The organism is Burkholderia cenocepacia, assembly GCF_014211915.1.
In the GTDB taxonomy this organism is placed as follows: domain Bacteria; phylum Pseudomonadota; class Gammaproteobacteria; order Burkholderiales; family Burkholderiaceae; genus Burkholderia; species Burkholderia orbicola.
On the sequence record NZ_CP060039.1, the window covers coordinates 2424804 to 2441541 of the forward strand.

Genomic DNA, 16738 nt, shown 5'->3' on the forward strand with positions numbered 1-16738 from the left:
CCGTACATGAGTACGGAAGTAAGGTTACGCTATCCAATTTCAATTCGAAAGGACAAGCGCATGTCTGAACCAAAAACCGGGCGCGGCGCGCTCTTCACTGGAGGGCTTGCCGCCATCCTCGCCTCGGCTTGCTGCCTCGGGCCGTTGGTTCTGATCGCCTTGGGGTTCAGCGGCGCTTGGATCGGCAACTTGGCGGTGTTGGAACCCTATCGCCCCATCTTTATCGGCGTGGCGCTGGTGGCGTTGTTCTTCGCCTGGCGGCGCATCTACCGGCAGGCAGCGGCCTGCAAACCGGGTGAGGTCTGCGCGATTCCCCAAGTGCGAGCTACTTACAAGCTCATTTTCTGGATCGTGGCCGCGCTGGTTCTGGTCGCGCTCGGATTTCCCTACGTCATGCCATTTTTCTACTGATCGGAGTTCACCATGAAGAAACTGTTTGCCTCCCTCGCCCTCGCCGCCGTTGTTGCCCCCGTCTGGGCCGCCACCCAGACCGTCACGCTGTCCGTACCGGGCATGACCTGCTCCGCCTGCCCGATCACTGTCAAGAAGGCGATTTCCAAGGTCGAAGGCGTCAGCAAAGTTGACGTGACTTTCGAGACACGCCAAGCGGTCGTCACCTTCGACGATGCCAAGACCAGCGTGCAGAAGCTGACCAAGGCAACCGCAGACGCGGGCTATCCGTCCAGCGTCAAGCAGTGAGTCACTGAAAACGGCACCGCAGCACAACGGACGTCATTGTCTGGCGCCACAAACGATAAAGGATCTGTTGCATGACCCATCTAAAAATCACCGGCATGACTTGCGACTCGTGCGCGGCGCACGTCAAGGAAGCGCTGGAAAAAGTGCCAGGCGTGCAGTCGGCGCTGGTGTCCTATCCGAAGGGCACAGCGCAACTCGCCATCGTGCCGGGCACATCGCCGGACGCGCTGACTGCCGCCGTGGCCGGACTGGGCTACAAGGCAACGCTAGCCGATGCGCCACTGGCGGACAACCGCGTCGGACTGCTCGACAAGGTGCGGGGATGGATGGCCGCCGCCGAAAAGCACAGTGGCAACGAGCCCCCGGTGCAGGTAGCGGTCATTGGCAGCGGTGGAGCCGCGATGGCGGCGGCGCTGAAGGCCGTCGAGCAAGGCGCGCAGGTCACGCTGATCGAGCGCGGCACCATCGGCGGCACCTGCGTCAATGTCGGCTGTGTGCCGTCCAAGATCATGATCCGCGCCGCCCACATCGCCCATCTGCGCCGGGAAAGCCCGTTCGATGGCGGTATTGCGGCAACTGTGCCTACGATTGACCGCAGTAAGCTGCTGGCCCAGCAGCAGGCCCGCGTCGACGAACTGCGGCACGCCAAGTACGAAGGCATCCTGGGCGGTAATCCGGCCATCACCGTTGTGCACGGTGAGGCGCGCTTCAAGGACGACCAGAGCCTTACCGTCCGTTTGAACGAGGGTGGCGAGCGCGTCGTGATGTTCGACCGCTGCCTGGTCGCCACGGGTGCCAGCCCGGCGGTCCCGCCGATTCCGGGCTTGAAAGAGTCACCCTACTGGACTTCCACCGAGGCCCTGGCGAGCGACACCATTCCCGAACGCCTTGCCGTAATCGGCTCGTCGGTGGTGGCGCTGGAGCTGGCGCAAGCCTTTGCCCGGCTGGGCAGCAAGGTCACGGTCCTGGCGCGCAATACCTTGTTCTTCCGTGAAGACCCGGCCATCGGCGAGGCGGTGACAGCCGCTTTCCGTGCCGAGGGCATCGAGGTGCTGGAGCACACGCAAGCCAGCCAGGTCGCCCATATGGACGGTGAATTCGTGCTGACCACCACGCACGGTGAATTGCGCGCCGACAAACTGCTGGTTGCCACCGGTCGGACACCGAACACGCGCAGCCTCGCGCTGGACGCAGCGGGGGTCACTGTCAATGCGCAAGGTGCCATCGTCATCGACCAAGGCATGCGCACGAGCAACCCGAACATCTACGCGGCCGGCGACTGCACCGACCAGCCGCAGTTCGTCTATGTGGCGGCAGCGGCCGGCACCCGTGCCGCGATCAACATGACCGGCGGCGATGCGGCGCTCGACCTGACCGCAATGCCGGCCGTGGTGTTCACCGATCCGCAAGTGGCGACCGTGGGCTACAGCGAGGCGGAAGCCCACCACGACGGGATCGAGACCGACAGCCGCACCTTGACCTTGGACAACGTGCCGCGTGCGCTCGCCAACTTCGACACACGCGGCTTCATCAAGTTGGTTATCGAGGAAGGCAGCCATCGGCTGATCGGCGTACAGGCGGTCGCGCCGGAAGCGGGTGAACTGATCCAGACGGCGGCTCTGGCCATTCGCAACCGCATGACGGTGCAGGAACTGGCCGACCAGTTGTTCCCCTACCTGACGATGGTCGAGGGGTTGAAGCTCGCGGCGCAGACCTTCAACAAGGATGTGAAGCAGCTTTCCTGCTGCGCCGGGTGAGAAAAAGGAGGTGTTCAATGAACGCCTACACGGTGTCCCGGCTGGCTCTTGATGCCGGGGTGAGCGTGCATATCGTGCGCGACTACCTGCTGCGCGGATTGCTGCGCCCGGTGGCGTGCACACCAGGCGGCTACGGCTTGTTCGATGACGCCGCCTTGCAACGGCTGTGCTTCGTGCGGGCGGCCTTCGAGGCGGGCATCGGCCTCGACGCGCTGGCGCGGCTGTGCCGGGCGCTGGATGCGGCGGACGGCGACGAAGCGGCCGCGCAGCTTGCCCTGCTGCGTCAGTTCGTCGAGCGTCGGCGCGAAGCGTTGGCCGATCTGGAAGTGCAGTTGGCCACCCTGCCGACCGAGCCGGCACAGCACGCGGAGAGTCTGCCATGAACAACCCCGAGCGCTTGCCGTCCGAGACGCACAAACCGATCACCGGCTACCTGTGGGGCGGACTGGCTGTGCTGACTTGCCCCTGCCACCTGCCCATCCTCGCTGTCGTGCTGGCCGGCACAACCGCCGGTGCTTTCCTCGGCGAGCATTGGGTCATCGCGGCGCTCGGTTTGACCGGCCTGTTCCTTCTGTCCCTGTCGCGGGCGTTGCGGGCATTCAGGGAAAGAGAATGAGCGCTTTCCGGCCGGATGGATGGACGACGCCGGAACTGGCCCAAGCGGTCGAGCGCGGGCAGCTTGAACTGCACTACCAGCCCGTCGTCGATCTGCGCAGTGGTGGGATTGTCGGCGCGGAAGCCCTGTTGCGCTGGCGTCATCCGACGCTTGGACTATTGCCACCGGGCCAGTTCCTGCCCGTGGTCGAATCGTCCGGCCTGATGCCTGAAATCGGCGCTTGGGTGCTGGGCGAAGCCTGCCGCCAGATGCGTGACTGGCGAATGCTGGCATGGCGACCGTTCCGGCTGGCCGTCAATGTTTCGGCGAGCCAAGTGGGACCGGACTTCGACGGGTGGGTAAAGGGCGTGCTGGCTGATGCCGAGTTGCCCGCCGAGTATCTCGAAATCGAGCTGACCGAATCGGTCGCGTTTGGTGATCCGGCGATCTTCCCCGCCCTGGACGCCTTGCGGCAGATCGGTGTGCGCTTCGCCGCCGATGACTTCGGGACGGGGTATTCCTGTCTGCAACATCTGAAGTGCTGCCCAATCAGCACGCTCAAGATCGACCAATCGTTTGTCGCCGGGCTCGCCAACGACCGCCGCGACCAAACCATCGTGCACACCGTGATTCAGCTTGCGCACGGGCTGGGCATGGATGTGGTGGCTGAAGGCGTGGAAACATCGGCGAGTCTTGATCTATTGCGACAAGCGGACTGCGACACAGGACAAGGCTTCCTGTTCGCGAAGCCAATGCCGGCGGCGGCATTCGCCGTCTTCGTCAGTCAATGGAGGGGTGCCACCATGAATGCAAGTGACTCGACCACCACCAGTTGCTGCGTGTGCTGCAAGGAAATCCCGCTCGATGCCGCCTTCACCCCGGAAGGCGCGGAATACGTCGAGCACTTCTGCGGGTTGGAGTGTTATCAACGCTTCGAAGCGCGTGCCAAGACAGGGAACGAAACCGATGCCGATCCGAACGCCTGCGACTCGCTACCGTCAGATTGAGGCATACCCTAACTTGGCGTCAGACCATCCGGCGCTAAATCGTCAGAATAGAGTTGCCTTCCGAATTGATTGACATACGCCGTCAAGGGTCATAGATTTCTTCCTGACACATTTCCCTCAGGAGGATACCTTGCACGGTCAGCGCATCGGTTACGTCCGCGTCAGCAGCTTCGACCAGAACCCAGAACGGCAGCTCGAACAGATCCAGGTGGATAAAGTGTTCACCGACAAGGCGTCGGGCAAGGACACACGGCGGCCCGAACTGGAACGGCTGCTCGCCTTCGTGCGCGAAGGCGACACGGTCGTGGTGCACAGCATGGATCGTCTGGCGCGCAACCTCGACGACCTGCGCCGCCTGGTGCAGGGCCTCACCCAGCGCGGCGTACGCATCGAGTTCCTTAAGGAGCATTTGACCTTCACCGGCGAGGACTCGCCGATGGCGAACCTGATGCTGTCGGTAATGGGCGCGTTCGCCGAGTTCGAACGCGCCTTGATCCGCGAGCGGCAGCGCGAGGGCATCGCGCTCGCCAAGCAGCGCGGGGCCTACCGTGGCAGGAAGAAATCCCTGTCGTCTGAGCGTATTGCCGAACTGCGCCAACGTGTCGAGGCTGGCGAGCAAAAGACCAAGCTGGCTCGTGAATTCGGAATCAGTCGCGAAACCCTGTATCAATACTTGAGAACGGATCAGTAAATATGCCACGTCGTTCAATCCTGTCCGCCGCCGAGCGCGAAAGCCTGCTGGCGTTGCCGGACACCAAGGATGAGTTGATCCGTCACTACACGTTCAGCGAAACCGACCTCTCCATCATCCGGCAGCGGCGCGGCCCGGCCAACCGGCTGGGCTTCGCCGTGCAGCTCTGTTACCTGCGCTTTCCTGGTGTCATCCTGGGCGTCGATGAGCCGCCGTTTCCGCCCTTGTTGAAACTGGTCGCCGACCAGCTCAAGGTCAGCGTCGAAAGCTGGGACGAATACGGGCAGCGGGAGCAGACCCGGCGCGAGCACCTGGTCGAACTGCAAACGGTGTTCGGCTTCCAGCCCTTTACCATGGGCCACTACCGGCAGGCCGTCCAGTTGCTGACCGAGATGGCCTTGCAGACCGACAAGGGCATCGTGCTGGCCAGCACCTTGATCGAGCACCTGCGGCAGCAGTCGGTCATTCTGCCTGCCCTCAACGCCGTCGAGCGGGCGAGCGCCGAAGCAATCACCCGCGCCAACCGGCGCATCTACGATGCCTTGGCCGAACCGCTGTCGGACGCGCATCGCCGCCGCCTCGACGATCTGCTCAAGCGTCGGGACAACGGCAAAACGACCTGGCTGGCCTGGCTGCGCCAATCGCCCGTCAAACCGAATTCGCGGCACATGCTGGAACACATCGAACGCCTCAAAGCGTGGCAGGCGCTCGACCTGCCTTCTGGCATCGAGCGGTCGGTGCACCAGAACCGCCTGCTCAAGATCGCCCGTGAGGGTGGCCAGATGACGCCCGCCGACCTGGCCAAGTTCGAGGCGCAGCGACGCTATGCCACCCTGGTGGCGCTTGCCATCGAGGGCATGGCCACCGTCACCGACGAAATCATCGACCTGCACGACCGCATCCTGGGCAAGCTGTTCAACGCCGCCAAGAACAAGCATCAGCAGCAATTCCAGGCGTCCGGCAAGGCGATCAACGCCAAGGTGCGGCTGTTCGGCCGCATCGGCCAGGCGCTGATCGAGGCCAAGCAGGCGGGCCGCGATCCGTTCGCCGCCATCGAGGCCGTCATGTCCTGGGATGCCTTCGCCGAGAGCGTCACCGAAGCGCAGAAGCTTGCGCAGCCCGAGGACTTCGATTTCCTGCACCGCATCGGCGAAAGCTACGCCACGCTGCGCCGCTACGCGCCGGAATTCCTTGCCGTGCTCAAGCTGCGGGCCGCTCCCGCCGCGAAGGACGTGCTCGACGCCATCGAGGTGCTGCGCGGCATGAACAGCGACAACGCCCGCAAGGTGCCCGCCGACGCGCCGACCGAGTTCATCAAGCCGCGCTGGCAGAAGCTGGTCATGATCGACACCGGCATCGACCGGCGCTACTACGAACTGTGCGCGCTGTCGGAGATGAAGAACGCGTTGCGTTCCGGCGACATCTGGGTGCAGGGGTCGCGCCAGTTCAAGGACTTCGAGGACTACCTGGTGCCGCCCGCGAAATTCGCCAGCCTCAAGCAGGCCAGCGAATTGCCGCTGGCCGTGGCCACCGACTGCAACCGGTACCTGAACGACCGGCTGACGCTGCTGGAAACACAGCTTGCCACCGTCAACCGTATGGCGACGGCCAACGAGCTGCCGGACGCCATCATCACCGAGTCAGGCTTGAAGATCACGCCGCTCGACGCGGCGGTACCCGACACCGCCCAAGCGCTGATCGACCAGACGGCAATGATCCTGCCGCACGTCAAGATCACCGAACTGCTGCTGGAGGTGGACGAATGGACGGGCTTCACTCGGCATTTCGCGCATCTGAAATCGGGCGACCCGGCCAAAGACAAGAACCTGTTGCTGACCACGATCCTCGCCGACGCGATCAACCTGGGCCTGACCAAGATGGCGGAGTCTTGCCCCGGCACGACCTACGCCAAGCTGGCTTGGCTGCAAGCCTGGCACATCCGCGACGAAACCTACGGGGCGGCGCTGGCCGATCTGGTCAACGCACAGTTCCGCCATCCCTTCGCCGAGCACTGGGGCGACGGCACCACCTCATCGTCGGACGGCCAGAACTTCCGCACCGGCAGCAAGGCCGAGAGCACCGGCCACATCAACCCGAAATACGGGAGCAGCCCAGGGCGGACGTTCTACACCCACATTTCTGACCAGTACGCGCCATTTCACACCAAGGTCGTGAACGTCGGCGTGCGCGATTCGACCTACGTGCTCGACGGCCTGCTGTACCACGAGTCCGACTTGCGGATCGAGGAGCATTACACCGACACGGCGGGCTTCACCGATCACGTCTTCGCCCTGATGCACCTCCTGGGCTTCCGCTTCGCGCCGCGCATCCGCGACCTGGGCGACACCAAGCTCTACATCCCGAAGGGCGACGCCGCCTATGACGCGCTGAAACCCATGATCGGCGGCACGCTCAACATCAAGCACGTCCGCGCCCATTGGGACGAAATCCTGCGGCTGGCCACCTCGATCAAGCAGGGCACGGTGACGGCCTCCCTGATGCTCCGAAAGCTCGGCAGCTACCCACGCCAGAACGGCCTGGCCGTGGCGCTCCGCGAGCTGGGCCGCATCGAGCGCACGCTGTTCATCCTGGACTGGCTGCAAAGCGTGGAACTGCGCCGCCGCGTGCATGCCGGCCTGAACAAGGGCGAGGCGCGCAATGCGCTGGCCAGGGCAGTGTTTTTCAACCGCCTGGGTGAAATCCGCGACCGCAGTTTCGAGCAGCAGCGCTACCGGGCTAGCGGCCTCAATCTGGTAACGGCTGCCGTCGTGTTGTGGAACACGGTCTATCTGGAACGGGCTGCGCACGCGCTGCGTGGCAACGGCCATGCCGTTGATGACGCGCTGTTGCAGTACCTGTCGCCGCTCGGTTGGGAGCACATCAACCTCACCGGCGATTACCTCTGGCGCAGCAGCGCCAAGATCGGCGCGGGCAAGTTCAGGCCGCTACGACCGCTGCAACCGGCTTAGCGTGCTTTATTTTCCGTTTTCTGAGGCGACCCCTTTCAGGTAAAGTATCTCGACATCAAGATAAATGGTGATTTGTCTCGACGTCAAGATAACTGGCAGGCCGAGGAGGGTTAATGGATCGAGCCGAGCATGCGCTCGCGCAATGGCGCGCCGAGCGTCCGGATCTCGACGCAACGTCGATGGTGGTGGTGGGGCGGTTGCAGGAAGCTGCGCTCGTGATCGCGCGCGACCGTCTCAATCCGCTGTTCGCGCGCTACGGCATGCAGCCGGGTGAATTCGACGTGCTCGCGACGCTGCGGCGCAGCGGCGCCCCGTACGCGCTGACGCCGACCGCGCTGTACGACGCGCTGATGATGTCGTCGGGCGGGATGACCGCGCGCATCGACCGGTTGCAGAAGGCAGGGTGGGTCGAGCGCCGGCCGAACCCGGCCGACGGGCGCGGCACGCTCGTCGCGCTGACGGATGCGGGGCGGGCGCTGATCGATGAAGCGGTTGTTGCGCACATCGAGAATCAGCGTGCGCTGCTGGCTGCGTTGTCGGCGACGGAACAGGCGCAGTTGTCGGAACTGCTCGGAAAGCTGCTGGCGGGGCTGGAAGATCCAACGCCGGAAGGGGAGGAAGGGACGCGGCGTTGAAGAATGCGTGATGAAAGCGTACGCGGCGTGCAAAAAAATTCTTCGTGAATTTTTTCGTGGACGTCGCTTGCCGACCCGTTGCGGACAATCCAGGCCCGTGCCCGAATATGTCCGCTTACAGCTTTCTTTCGGCCAGTCAAGTCAAATGGCGCCGCGTTTCAAGAAGCCTTCGATAACGGTTGCGAAATATGGCGGACACTCCTGCATCGGGTAATGACCGCAGTTGGGGATAACTTGCAGTTCTGCGTTCGGATGCCATGCGAGAAAAGTGTGCGCCATTGCCTCCGAATCCAGTCCGGGATCCTTATCTCCAACGATGACCAAATACGGTGTTTCAAGACCCCGAACGTCATCGACGAAGTCTGCCGTGACGAGCATTTCGAGGTATCTGGCCCGGCAGGCAGGTGAGACTGTGTCGCGGCTTTGTCGGACCTTGCGTTCAGCCCACGAATCGGAAAGTCCTCCGGTGACGAAGCGAAACAACCGCCGAAGGGCATCGTCGTCTTGCATGGTGCTGGCAAAGAAAGCCAGTGCATCAGGACTCAACCGATTTCCAGCTGCGGAAACGGGACATACGGCGATCGCGCTTATGACGCGGGACGGCGCGTCCGCCGAAATACGTTGCGTGACCATTCCGGTCATCGAGTGGCCGACGATATGGAAGTGCGTCCAACCCAGTCGGTCAGCGAGCATGAGGCAATCGGCTGCAATCTCCTGGACCGTGAATTCACCGTCCAGGTTGATGGATTGCCCGTAGCCGCGCAAATCGACGAAAACGTAGCTAAACGAATGGCCATCGAGCCAAGGCATGACTGCATCGTAGCTGGAATGGTCGCCGAGCCAGTCGTGCATGACCAGCACGCGAATTGGACCATTGCCATACTGCACATACCCGAGACCGGCATCCGAGCCAGATCGGATTTCAAGAGAGGCTTTCATTCCAGGGTTCCATTTTGGTTGCAGGAACCAAAACGAAACGCCCTCCCGGCGGACCGGGAGGGCGTTTTGAAAGTGAGGCCATCCTATCAATCTCTGGAGCATGGGTCAATAGGCGAGCGCGCGACGGGCACGTGACCGGAGTACGGACATCAAGCGCCGCTCCGGCATGCGCGTTGGCCCCGGTCGAACGACCGCATCTGGCCGTATGCCGCCCGACGCGTTCGGCTGTAGTCGACCCGAAGCGGAAATACAAAGTCTCGAATTCGAAGGCCGAAAGCGGACGTTCAACGTTCAACGTTCAATGTTCAAAACAGCCCACATCGCCGAAGGAAGTGAACTCCACGTGAAAGTGTTCTAGCAGATAAGGCTGGCAAACCGCTGCTCATGAGAATTCACGGGAGGGCCACCGGCCAAAACGGATTCGTCCGCCTCTGTGGTGGGTCGACTGGGGCTAGCCAGAACCTACTCCGAATAGAAGCCCGACGCCACCAGGCCCGGAACCCCATCGATCTTCACTGCCTTCACATACGTCCATTTATGCGACGGATGAGTTTGCCCGGGCCTCATGAACATGTAGTCAACCCAGCCCGATCCCCTCGTTTCGGCCGTCTCAATCATGGCATCGTGAAACAGCTTGCCGTTGGTATCTTTCTGGCCGCTTACGTTGGTCCCTCGCGTGATGGGATCGCCGGATTCAACAGGACATTCGCCTTCAGATCGTAAACGAACACATAGGTATCCCCGTGGAACCACTCGCTGCCATTCACTCTGAACTCAGAGAATGCCTCCTTGCCTTTTCTGTCAATCAGCTCCGCAGCTTTGTCTACCAGCGCTTCGGTCTGTTTTGCGGTTTCGGACGTCGGGGGAGAGGACTGGGAAAAAGCAGGCGACGCGAAGCAGAACCATCCAGCCAACAGCAAAGTACAGGTAAAGAGAGTTTTCCCGTTCATAGCGCTATCTCCAACCGCTAAATGCCGTGCTGTTCCGCACGCCGATCGCTCTTTCCCCCTGAAATAGGTACGCTGTCTTGAATAGCCTCTGGGCCTGACGGCGTATCTACGTCCGATTTTCAGAGTTGCGGCGGCTTTGTCCAGTCCGCCGTATCGAACAACGTTCTTGAGCGGATGTGGTGGCGCTTCGTCATAGGCTCGGCCAAGGTTGCACAAGAGCCGCTGGTGAGTGTGAGGCACCCGCTCCGTATGCCAGAAGACTAGTACGTGAAGCGCGGCCTGGTCAGACTCGTTTTCCCGCAGCGCGTGGGCGACTCGACATACTGGAGTACTCATAATGTCGACTCGACGGCGGACGGTCGCGAATGGCGGAAATTGGCCGAACACCGACAGTCTTCCCAGCATTCCCCAAAATTCGTGATGAGCAAAAAAATGCCCACCGCGCATTGCGGTGGGCCTGACTCGAGCGTAGCGCGGGCCGCGGACGATGTGCCCGCTGCCGCCCGGTCACTCAGCCTCGCGCCGGAATATTGAGCCCCCGCGCAACAGCCGGCCGCGCAACAAACGCGTCAAGCACCCGCTTGACGTTCCGGAATTCGCCGAACCCGACCAGATCGCCCGCCTCATAGAATCCGACCAGATTGCGCACCCACGGAAAGATCGCGATATCGGCGATCGTGTAGGTATCGCCCATCACCCACTGGCGGTTCGCGAGATGCGCGTCGAGCACGCCGAGCAGGCGCTTCGATTCGGCGACATAACGGTCACGCGGACGCTTGTCCTCATAATCGCGCCCGGCGAACTTGTGGAAGAAGCCGAGCTGCCCGAACATAGGCCCGATGCCGCCCATCTGGAACATCACCCACTGGATCGTCTCGTAGCGGCCCGCGAGATCCTTCGGGATCAGCTGGCCCGTCTTGTCCGCCAGATAGATCAGGATCGCGCCCGATTCGAACAGCGGCAGCGGCTGGCCGTCGGGGCCGTTCGGATCGATGATCGCGGGGATCTTGTTGTTCGGGTTCAGCGACAGGAATTCGGGCGAGAACTGGTCGTTCGTGTCGAAGCGCACGAGGTGCGGCTCGTACGGCAGGCCGGTTTCCTCGAGCATGATCGACACCTTGACGCCGTTCGGCGTCGGCAGCGAATAGAGCTGGAGACGGTCGGGATGCTGGGCCGGCCACTTTTGCGTGATCGGGAAGACGGACAGATCGGGCATGAAGGTTCGCTCGTCGAAGTGAATGATCCGCGCTCCGCCCGTGCCGCCGCGCTCGCGCACGGTTCGCGGCGCGGCGGCAGGGCGGAGCGCGCCGAAAGCGCCCACTGTAGCCGATCCGGAGAATCGATGCAGGGGTCGGCCGGCCGCCGGTGGTTCGGCGCGATCGCCGTGTTCAGCGCGGCTCACGGTACCGCAAGACACAGCGGGCAACGTGTCTCCGGCGGCCGCCGAACCGCATACTGCCCGACGCGTTGCGCCCCCCTTGAGATACGACGTCCTAACACGCCGCGCCAAGCGGCTCCGCCACGGCCGACATATTCGGCCACCGCGCAATTCGTCAACAAACGGAAGCTTTTTGTCAGGGAAAGTCCCGCCCCGCATTCCGTGGTTTTTTGTTGACCGACATCGTATAACGCCGTCATGATTTCCTGACAAGAAAGGTCCCATCCACCGACCGAAGTGAGGAGACATGAACACCACCCCGATCGCTCGCCGTGTCCGCCGGATCGCACTCGCACTGGGCTTCACGCTGTCGGCCGCCGCGGCCATGGCAGCCCCCGTATCGCTGAACATCGTCGACGTCGCCGGCAACCTGCAGCTCACGCAGAAGGCCATCGAGGCGTTCAAGGAGAAGAACCCGGGTCTCGTCGCGAACGTCACGTTCACGAACGCACCCGCGCCGCAGTTGCCGGGCAAGATCAAGGCGATGCAGGCAGCGGGGCGTTCCGACATCGACCTCGTGCTGACCGGCACCGACGCGCTAGCCGCCGGCATCGAGCAGAACCTGTGGCAGAAGCTCCTGCCCGACAACGCGGCCGCGCTCCCCGGCGTGCTCGACAAGTACGCGCCCGGCCCGCGCAAGATGCAGGATCTCGCGCAGGGCTTCGGCCTCGAAGTGACCTACATGCCGGCCGGCCCGCTGCTCGAATACAACCCGGCGAAGGTCAGCGACCCGCCGAAGACGCCCGACCAGTTGCTCGCGTGGTGCAAGGCGCATCCTAACAAGCTGATCTATGCGCGCCCCGCGAACTCGGGCCCCGGCCGCACGTTCCTGATGGGGCTGCCGTACGTGCTCGGCGACAAGAATCCGCAGGACCCGATCAACGGCTGGGACAAGACCTGGGCATTCCTGAAACAGTTGAACGAATGCGTGCCGTACTACCCGGGCGGGACGTCGGCGGTGATGAAGGAGCTCGGCGAAGGCACGCGCGACATGACCGTGACCGTCACCGGCTGGGACCTCAACCCGCGCGCGCTCGGCATCGTGCCGGCCGAATTCAAGATCCAGGCGTTCGACAACATGACGTGGGTCAACGACGCGCACTACATGGTGATCCCGAAGGGCGTGCCGAAGGAAAAGCTCGACGTGCTGTTCAAGCTGATGAACTTCCTGCTCGAACCGGCGCAGCAGGCGATGACCTACGACGACGGCTACTTCTACCCGGGCCCGGCGGTGAAGGGCGTGACGCTCGAGATGGCGCCCGCGCACAGCCAGGAAGTGATCAGGAAATTCGGCCGCCCCGAATACGCGAAGCTGCTCGCCGATCGTCCGCACGTGCAGCCGCTCAACGCGCAGGCGATGGTCGCCGCGTTCCAGAAATGGGATCGCGAGATCGGTTCGCAGAAATCGAAGTGACGGCTGAACCGGCGGGCGCCGCGGCGCCCGCGTCGATGGAGCTCGAGGAATGAAGCACAGTTTCGAACGGTTGCGGCTCGACGGCGTGTGCCGCAGTTTCACCAATGCGCAAGGCGCACAGGTCGCCGCGCTGAACGGGCTCGACCTCGAGATCCGGCGCGGCGAATTCATCGCGCTGCTCGGCCCGTCGGGCTGCGGCAAATCGACCGCGCTGAATTGCATCGCGGGATTGCAGCCGCTCACGCGCGGCGGCATCTGGCTCGACGACGTGCGCATCGACGTGCTGCCGCCCGAGCGTCGTGGCTTCGGGATGGTGTTCCAGAACTACGCGCTGTTTCCGCACATGTCGGTGCTCGAGAACGTCGGCTTCGGCCTCAAGATGCGCGGCGTGGCGAAGCACGAAACGCGGCGGCGCGCGCAGCAGGCGCTCGAACTCGTGCAGCTCGTCGGTCATGAAGGCAAGCTGCCCGGGCAACTGTCGGGCGGGCAGCAGCAGCGCGTCGCGATCGCGCGCGCGATCGTGATCGAGCCGCCGCTCGTGCTGATGGACGAGCCGCTGTCGAACCTCGACACCAAGCTGCGCATCGAGATGCGCGCGGAAATCCGCCGCATCCACACGCAGCTCGAACGCGCGACGATCTACGTGACGCACGACCAGGACGAGGCACTGTCGATGGCCGACCGCATCGTCGTGATGAAGGAGGGCGTCGTGCAGCAGGTCGCGTCGCCGAAGGATGTCTACACGCGCCCGCACAATCTGCATGTCGCGCGCTTCATGGGCTATCGCAACGTGCTGGCGTTTACGCTCGAAGGGATGGCCGGCGATTACGTGAACGTCACGTCGGGCGGCGTGCGCCTCATCGGCGTGCCGATGGCCGGCTTCGACGCGAAGGAGGTCGTGGTCGCGCTGCGCCCCGACGACATCGAACGCGCGGAAGCGGGTGCCGACAATGCGTTCGACGCGACCGTCGAGACGGTCGAGTATGGCGGCCGCGATTCGCTGATTCGCGCGATCACGCCGTTCGGTTCGATCTGGGCCCGCGTGGCCGGCGAGTTCACGCAAGGCGAGCGCTTGCGGCTGCGCGTGGCGCCCGCGCGCACGCTCGTCTATGCGGGAGAGGCGCAATGAACGGCCCGCGCAACCCGGCATGCGCGGCGGCATCCCGCCCGGAGGCCGCATGAGCACGCTCGCGACCGGCGGCGCGACGCGCGACGCGAAAGCCTGGCTCGTCACGCCGGCGCTCGCGTTCATCGCCGCGCTGTTCATCTATCCGTTCGCGTACGGCCTCGTGCTGTCGTTCCAGCCGACGAACGCGGCGAACGGCGGCGGCGCGCTTGCGAACTACGTGCAGTTCTTCACCGACACCGCGATGTGGCCGACCGTGCTCGTCACGCTGAAGCTCGCGGTGCCGGCGACGCTGCTCAACGTCGGCATCGCGGTGCCCGTCGCGTTCGCGCTGCGCCGCAACTCGCCGTACCAGAAGTTCGTCACGACGCTGCTCGTGATTCCGGTCACGCTCGGCACGGTGCTCGTCGCCGACGGGATGCTCACGTATTTCGGGCCGAACGGCTGGTTTCCGCAGGCGCTGCAGGGGCTGCACCTGTACACCGACGAAGTGCGCCTCACGCACAACTACTGGGGCGTGCTGCTGTCGCTGATCGTGTCGGGTTTTCCGTTCGCGTTCCTGTTGATGCTGTCGTACATCAGCGGCATCGACCCGACCCTCGCGCGCGCGGCCGCCACCCTCGGCGCGAACCCGTGGCAGCAGTTTCGCCAGATCTACCTGCCGCTGCTCGTGCCGGGGCTCACGATGGCCGCTTGCCTGTCGTTCGTGCAGGCGTTCTCGGTGTTTCCGTCGGCCGTGCTGCTCGGCGCGCCGGCCGGCCCGACCCGCGTGATCTCGATCGCGGCGGCCGAGGCCGCGTTCGAAAGCTACGACTATTCGCTCGCGTCGGCGATCGCGATCGTGATGGGCTTCGTGCAGTTGCTGGTGGTTGCGTCGATGCTCGGCGCGCGCCGCTTCTTCTATACGGGCGCGGTGACGGGAGGCAAGGGCTGATGGCAACCGACGATCATGCCGCCCGCACGTGGCCGCCGAAGCACGACGCACCCGATGCGCGGCCCGTCGATGCAAGGAAACCGCACCGGATGAAAAGCAATCTCGCTGGCCGCGCATGGAAGGCGCTCGTCTGGGGGCTGATGGCGTTCTTCCTGTTGAACGTGATGCTGCTGATCGCGACCGTCGCGGTGAACTCGGTCGCGACGCGCTGGTTCGGCACGCCGTTGCCGCAGGGCTTCACGTTGCACTGGTATGCGAAGGCGTGGGACGACTTCCAGCTCGCGAGCGTGCTGTGGGTGACCGTCGAGGTCGTCGGCGCGGTCGTGCTGCTGTCGATCGCGCTCGGCGTGCCGGCCGCGTATGCGCTCGCGCGCGTGCAGTTCCGCGGCAAGCGCTTCGCGCTGCTGGTGTTCCTGCTGCCGCTGATGGTGCCGCCCGTCACGTACGGGATTCCGATGGCGACGGTGATGTACAAGATCGGGCTCGCGGGCACGCTGCCGGGCGTGATCCTCGCGAACCTCGTGCCGGCGCTGCCGTTCGTGATCCTCGTGATGACGCCGTTCATCGAACAGATCGATCCGAACCTCGAAGCGGCCGCGCGCATCTTCGGCGCGAACACGTGGCGCTATTTCCGCTACGTGCTGCTGCCGTTGCTGGTGCCCGGCATGCTCGCGGCCGGGCTGCTCGTGCTGGTGCGCACGATCGGGATGTTCGAGCTGACGTTCTTCACCGCGGGCCCGAGCACGCAGACGCTCGTCGTCGCGCTGTATTACGCGGTGTTCTCGACCGGCGTGCGAGCGCCGCAGTCGATCGACGCGATGGCGATGATCTACATGGCCATCACGCTCGTGTGGGTCGTGATCGCGCTGCAGTTCGTCAGTCCGACGCAGCTCGTGAGCCGCGTGAAGCAGGAGCGGCAATAGGCGAGAGCATCGCACGATCGCACCGGGTCGCCAGGCTGTAGGTAGCCGTGCAATTGGTTACAAATGGATACCGCGCACGACACGCGGACGTTGCAGACTACGCGGCGTTCACCCGATCGACGGATATCCATGAAGTTTCACACGCTGCTGACACTCGCCGGCGCTTCGACGCTGCTGGCCGCCTGCAATCTGCTTCACGACGGTCCCGGATCGAGCGACGTCGACGCCGCCGTGCGCCGCGCGCTCGAAGCGGAAAACCACGGCGGGCTGAACGCGCTGTTCGGCCAGCCGTTGCCCGTGTCGGCCGACGTCGTGTCGGCGAAACCCGACGGCGACTGCAAGAAGCTCGGCGATCGCACGTATTCGTGCGACGTCGTGGTCACGTGGCGCAATGCCGATTACTCGCCGTCGCGCGCGAACCTGACCTTCGTGAAGGCGGCCGACGGCGCGTGGCAGACGTCGGGCGTCGACGCGGCGCTCGTGACGGGCACCGCGAAGTCGCTGATCGACCATATCGGCAAGGCCTGGCCGGGCAATGCGGCGAGTGGCGCGTCGGCGCCGGAGTGACGCGGTGGGCCAGTGACGCGCCGGCCACCGGCAAGCCCTCGTTCCGTTCCTGGTGCAGACGGCCCCGTTCGTACGGGCCGCGCCGCCCGCTTTT

Annotated in this window: 18 protein-coding genes; 14 read left to right on the forward strand and 4 right to left on the reverse strand. The window is 64.0% G+C overall.

The genetic code is table 11. The features are described from left to right. Positions 1-60 precede the first annotated feature (60 nt). The 9 genes from merT to SY91_RS11585 all read left to right on the forward strand — a co-directional run bounded on the left by merT (position 61) and on the right by SY91_RS11585 (position 8353). Entirely contained in the window at positions 61-411 is a 351-nt protein-coding gene (gene merT, locus SY91_RS11545) for a mercuric ion transporter MerT (protein ID WP_003131974.1), read from the forward strand. Positions 412-423: 12 nt separating this feature from the next. Then, entirely contained in the window at positions 424-699 is a 276-nt protein-coding gene (merP, locus tag SY91_RS11550; protein ID WP_003131987.1) for a mercury resistance system periplasmic binding protein MerP, read from the forward strand. A gap of 71 nt (positions 700-770) precedes the next feature. Further along, the gene (gene merA, locus SY91_RS11555; RefSeq protein WP_003156770.1) at positions 771-2456 is read left to right on the forward strand and encodes a mercury(II) reductase; all 1686 of its coding nucleotides are present in this window, start codon (positions 771-773) and stop codon (positions 2454-2456) included. 17 nt (positions 2457-2473) lie between these two features. Next, positions 2474-2839 carry a mercury resistance co-regulator MerD gene (merD, locus tag SY91_RS11560; protein ID WP_000995360.1) on the forward strand — a complete coding sequence of 122 codons (366 nt, stop codon included), beginning with the start codon at positions 2474-2476 and terminating at the stop codon, positions 2837-2839. Continuing rightward, positions 2836-3072 carry a broad-spectrum mercury transporter MerE gene (gene merE, locus SY91_RS11565; protein WP_003132004.1) on the forward strand — a complete coding sequence of 79 codons (237 nt, stop codon included), beginning with the start codon at positions 2836-2838 and terminating at the stop codon, positions 3070-3072. The genes merD and merE overlap by 4 nt, the downstream gene beginning before the upstream one ends. Further along, positions 3069-4058 carry a DUF3330 domain-containing protein gene (locus tag SY91_RS11570; protein WP_003132006.1) on the forward strand — a complete coding sequence of 330 codons (990 nt, stop codon included), beginning with the start codon at positions 3069-3071 and terminating at the stop codon, positions 4056-4058. Before merE ends, SY91_RS11570 begins: the two co-directional genes overlap by 4 nt. Before the next feature lie 130 nt (positions 4059-4188). Next, positions 4189-4749, forward strand: coding sequence for a recombinase family protein (locus SY91_RS11575; protein WP_003124096.1), 561 nt, complete (start codon positions 4189-4191; stop codon positions 4747-4749). A gap of 2 nt (positions 4750-4751) precedes the next feature. Further along, positions 4752-7718 (forward strand): Tn3 family transposase, encoded by a 2967-nt coding sequence (locus tag SY91_RS11580; RefSeq protein ID WP_023478010.1) that lies wholly within the window; start codon positions 4752-4754, stop codon positions 7716-7718. Positions 7719-7831: 113 nt separating this feature from the next. Next, positions 7832-8353 carry a MarR family winged helix-turn-helix transcriptional regulator gene (locus SY91_RS11585; RefSeq protein WP_006476012.1) on the forward strand — a complete coding sequence of 174 codons (522 nt, stop codon included), beginning with the start codon at positions 7832-7834 and terminating at the stop codon, positions 8351-8353. Between the two features lie 141 nt (positions 8354-8494). Here SY91_RS11585 and SY91_RS11590 read toward each other — a convergent pair whose 3' ends face one another. The 4 genes from SY91_RS11590 to SY91_RS11600 all read right to left on the reverse strand — a co-directional run bounded on the left by SY91_RS11590 (position 8495) and on the right by SY91_RS11600 (position 11458). Next, the gene (locus SY91_RS11590) at positions 8495-9292 is read right to left on the reverse strand and encodes an alpha/beta fold hydrolase (protein WP_043887407.1); all 798 of its coding nucleotides are present in this window, start codon (positions 9290-9292) and stop codon (positions 8495-8497) included. A 462-nt stretch (positions 9293-9754) separates the two neighbouring features. Continuing rightward, complete coding sequence (locus SY91_RS35020; RefSeq protein WP_260632409.1) at positions 9755-10045, reverse strand: cache domain-containing protein; 291 nt, start codon at positions 10043-10045, stop codon at positions 9755-9757. Continuing rightward, complete coding sequence (locus SY91_RS35025; protein ID WP_260632434.1) at positions 9952-10242, reverse strand: hypothetical protein; 291 nt, start codon at positions 10240-10242, stop codon at positions 9952-9954. Before SY91_RS35025 ends, SY91_RS35020 begins: the two co-directional genes overlap by 94 nt. 511 nt (positions 10243-10753) lie before the next feature. Further along, complete coding sequence (locus tag SY91_RS11600) at positions 10754-11458, reverse strand: glutathione S-transferase N-terminal domain-containing protein (protein WP_043887413.1); 705 nt, start codon at positions 11456-11458, stop codon at positions 10754-10756. A gap of 469 nt (positions 11459-11927) precedes the next feature. Between SY91_RS11600 and SY91_RS11605 the strand changes: the two genes are divergently transcribed. From SY91_RS11605 to SY91_RS11625, 5 genes are all read left to right on the forward strand, one after another. Then, a complete protein-coding gene (locus SY91_RS11605) occupies positions 11928-13094 on the forward strand; it encodes an ABC transporter substrate-binding protein (protein WP_006476009.1) in 1167 nt (388 codons plus the stop codon). Between the two features lie 49 nt (positions 13095-13143). Then, on the forward strand, positions 13144-14223 hold the full coding sequence (locus SY91_RS11610; protein WP_023475955.1) for an ABC transporter ATP-binding protein: 1080 nt from the start codon (positions 13144-13146) through the stop codon (positions 14221-14223). 49 nt (positions 14224-14272) lie between these two features. Beyond that, the gene (locus tag SY91_RS11615; protein ID WP_023475954.1) at positions 14273-15154 is read left to right on the forward strand and encodes an ABC transporter permease; all 882 of its coding nucleotides are present in this window, start codon (positions 14273-14275) and stop codon (positions 15152-15154) included. After that, positions 15154-16077, forward strand: coding sequence for an ABC transporter permease (locus tag SY91_RS11620; RefSeq protein WP_006476007.1), 924 nt, complete (start codon positions 15154-15156; stop codon positions 16075-16077). The genes SY91_RS11615 and SY91_RS11620 overlap by 1 nt, the downstream gene beginning before the upstream one ends. Positions 16078-16206: 129 nt before the next feature. Further along, positions 16207-16644, forward strand: a complete 438-nt coding sequence (locus tag SY91_RS11625) for a hypothetical protein (protein ID WP_023475953.1) — start codon at positions 16207-16209, stop codon at positions 16642-16644. Positions 16645-16738: the final 94 nt, after the last annotated feature.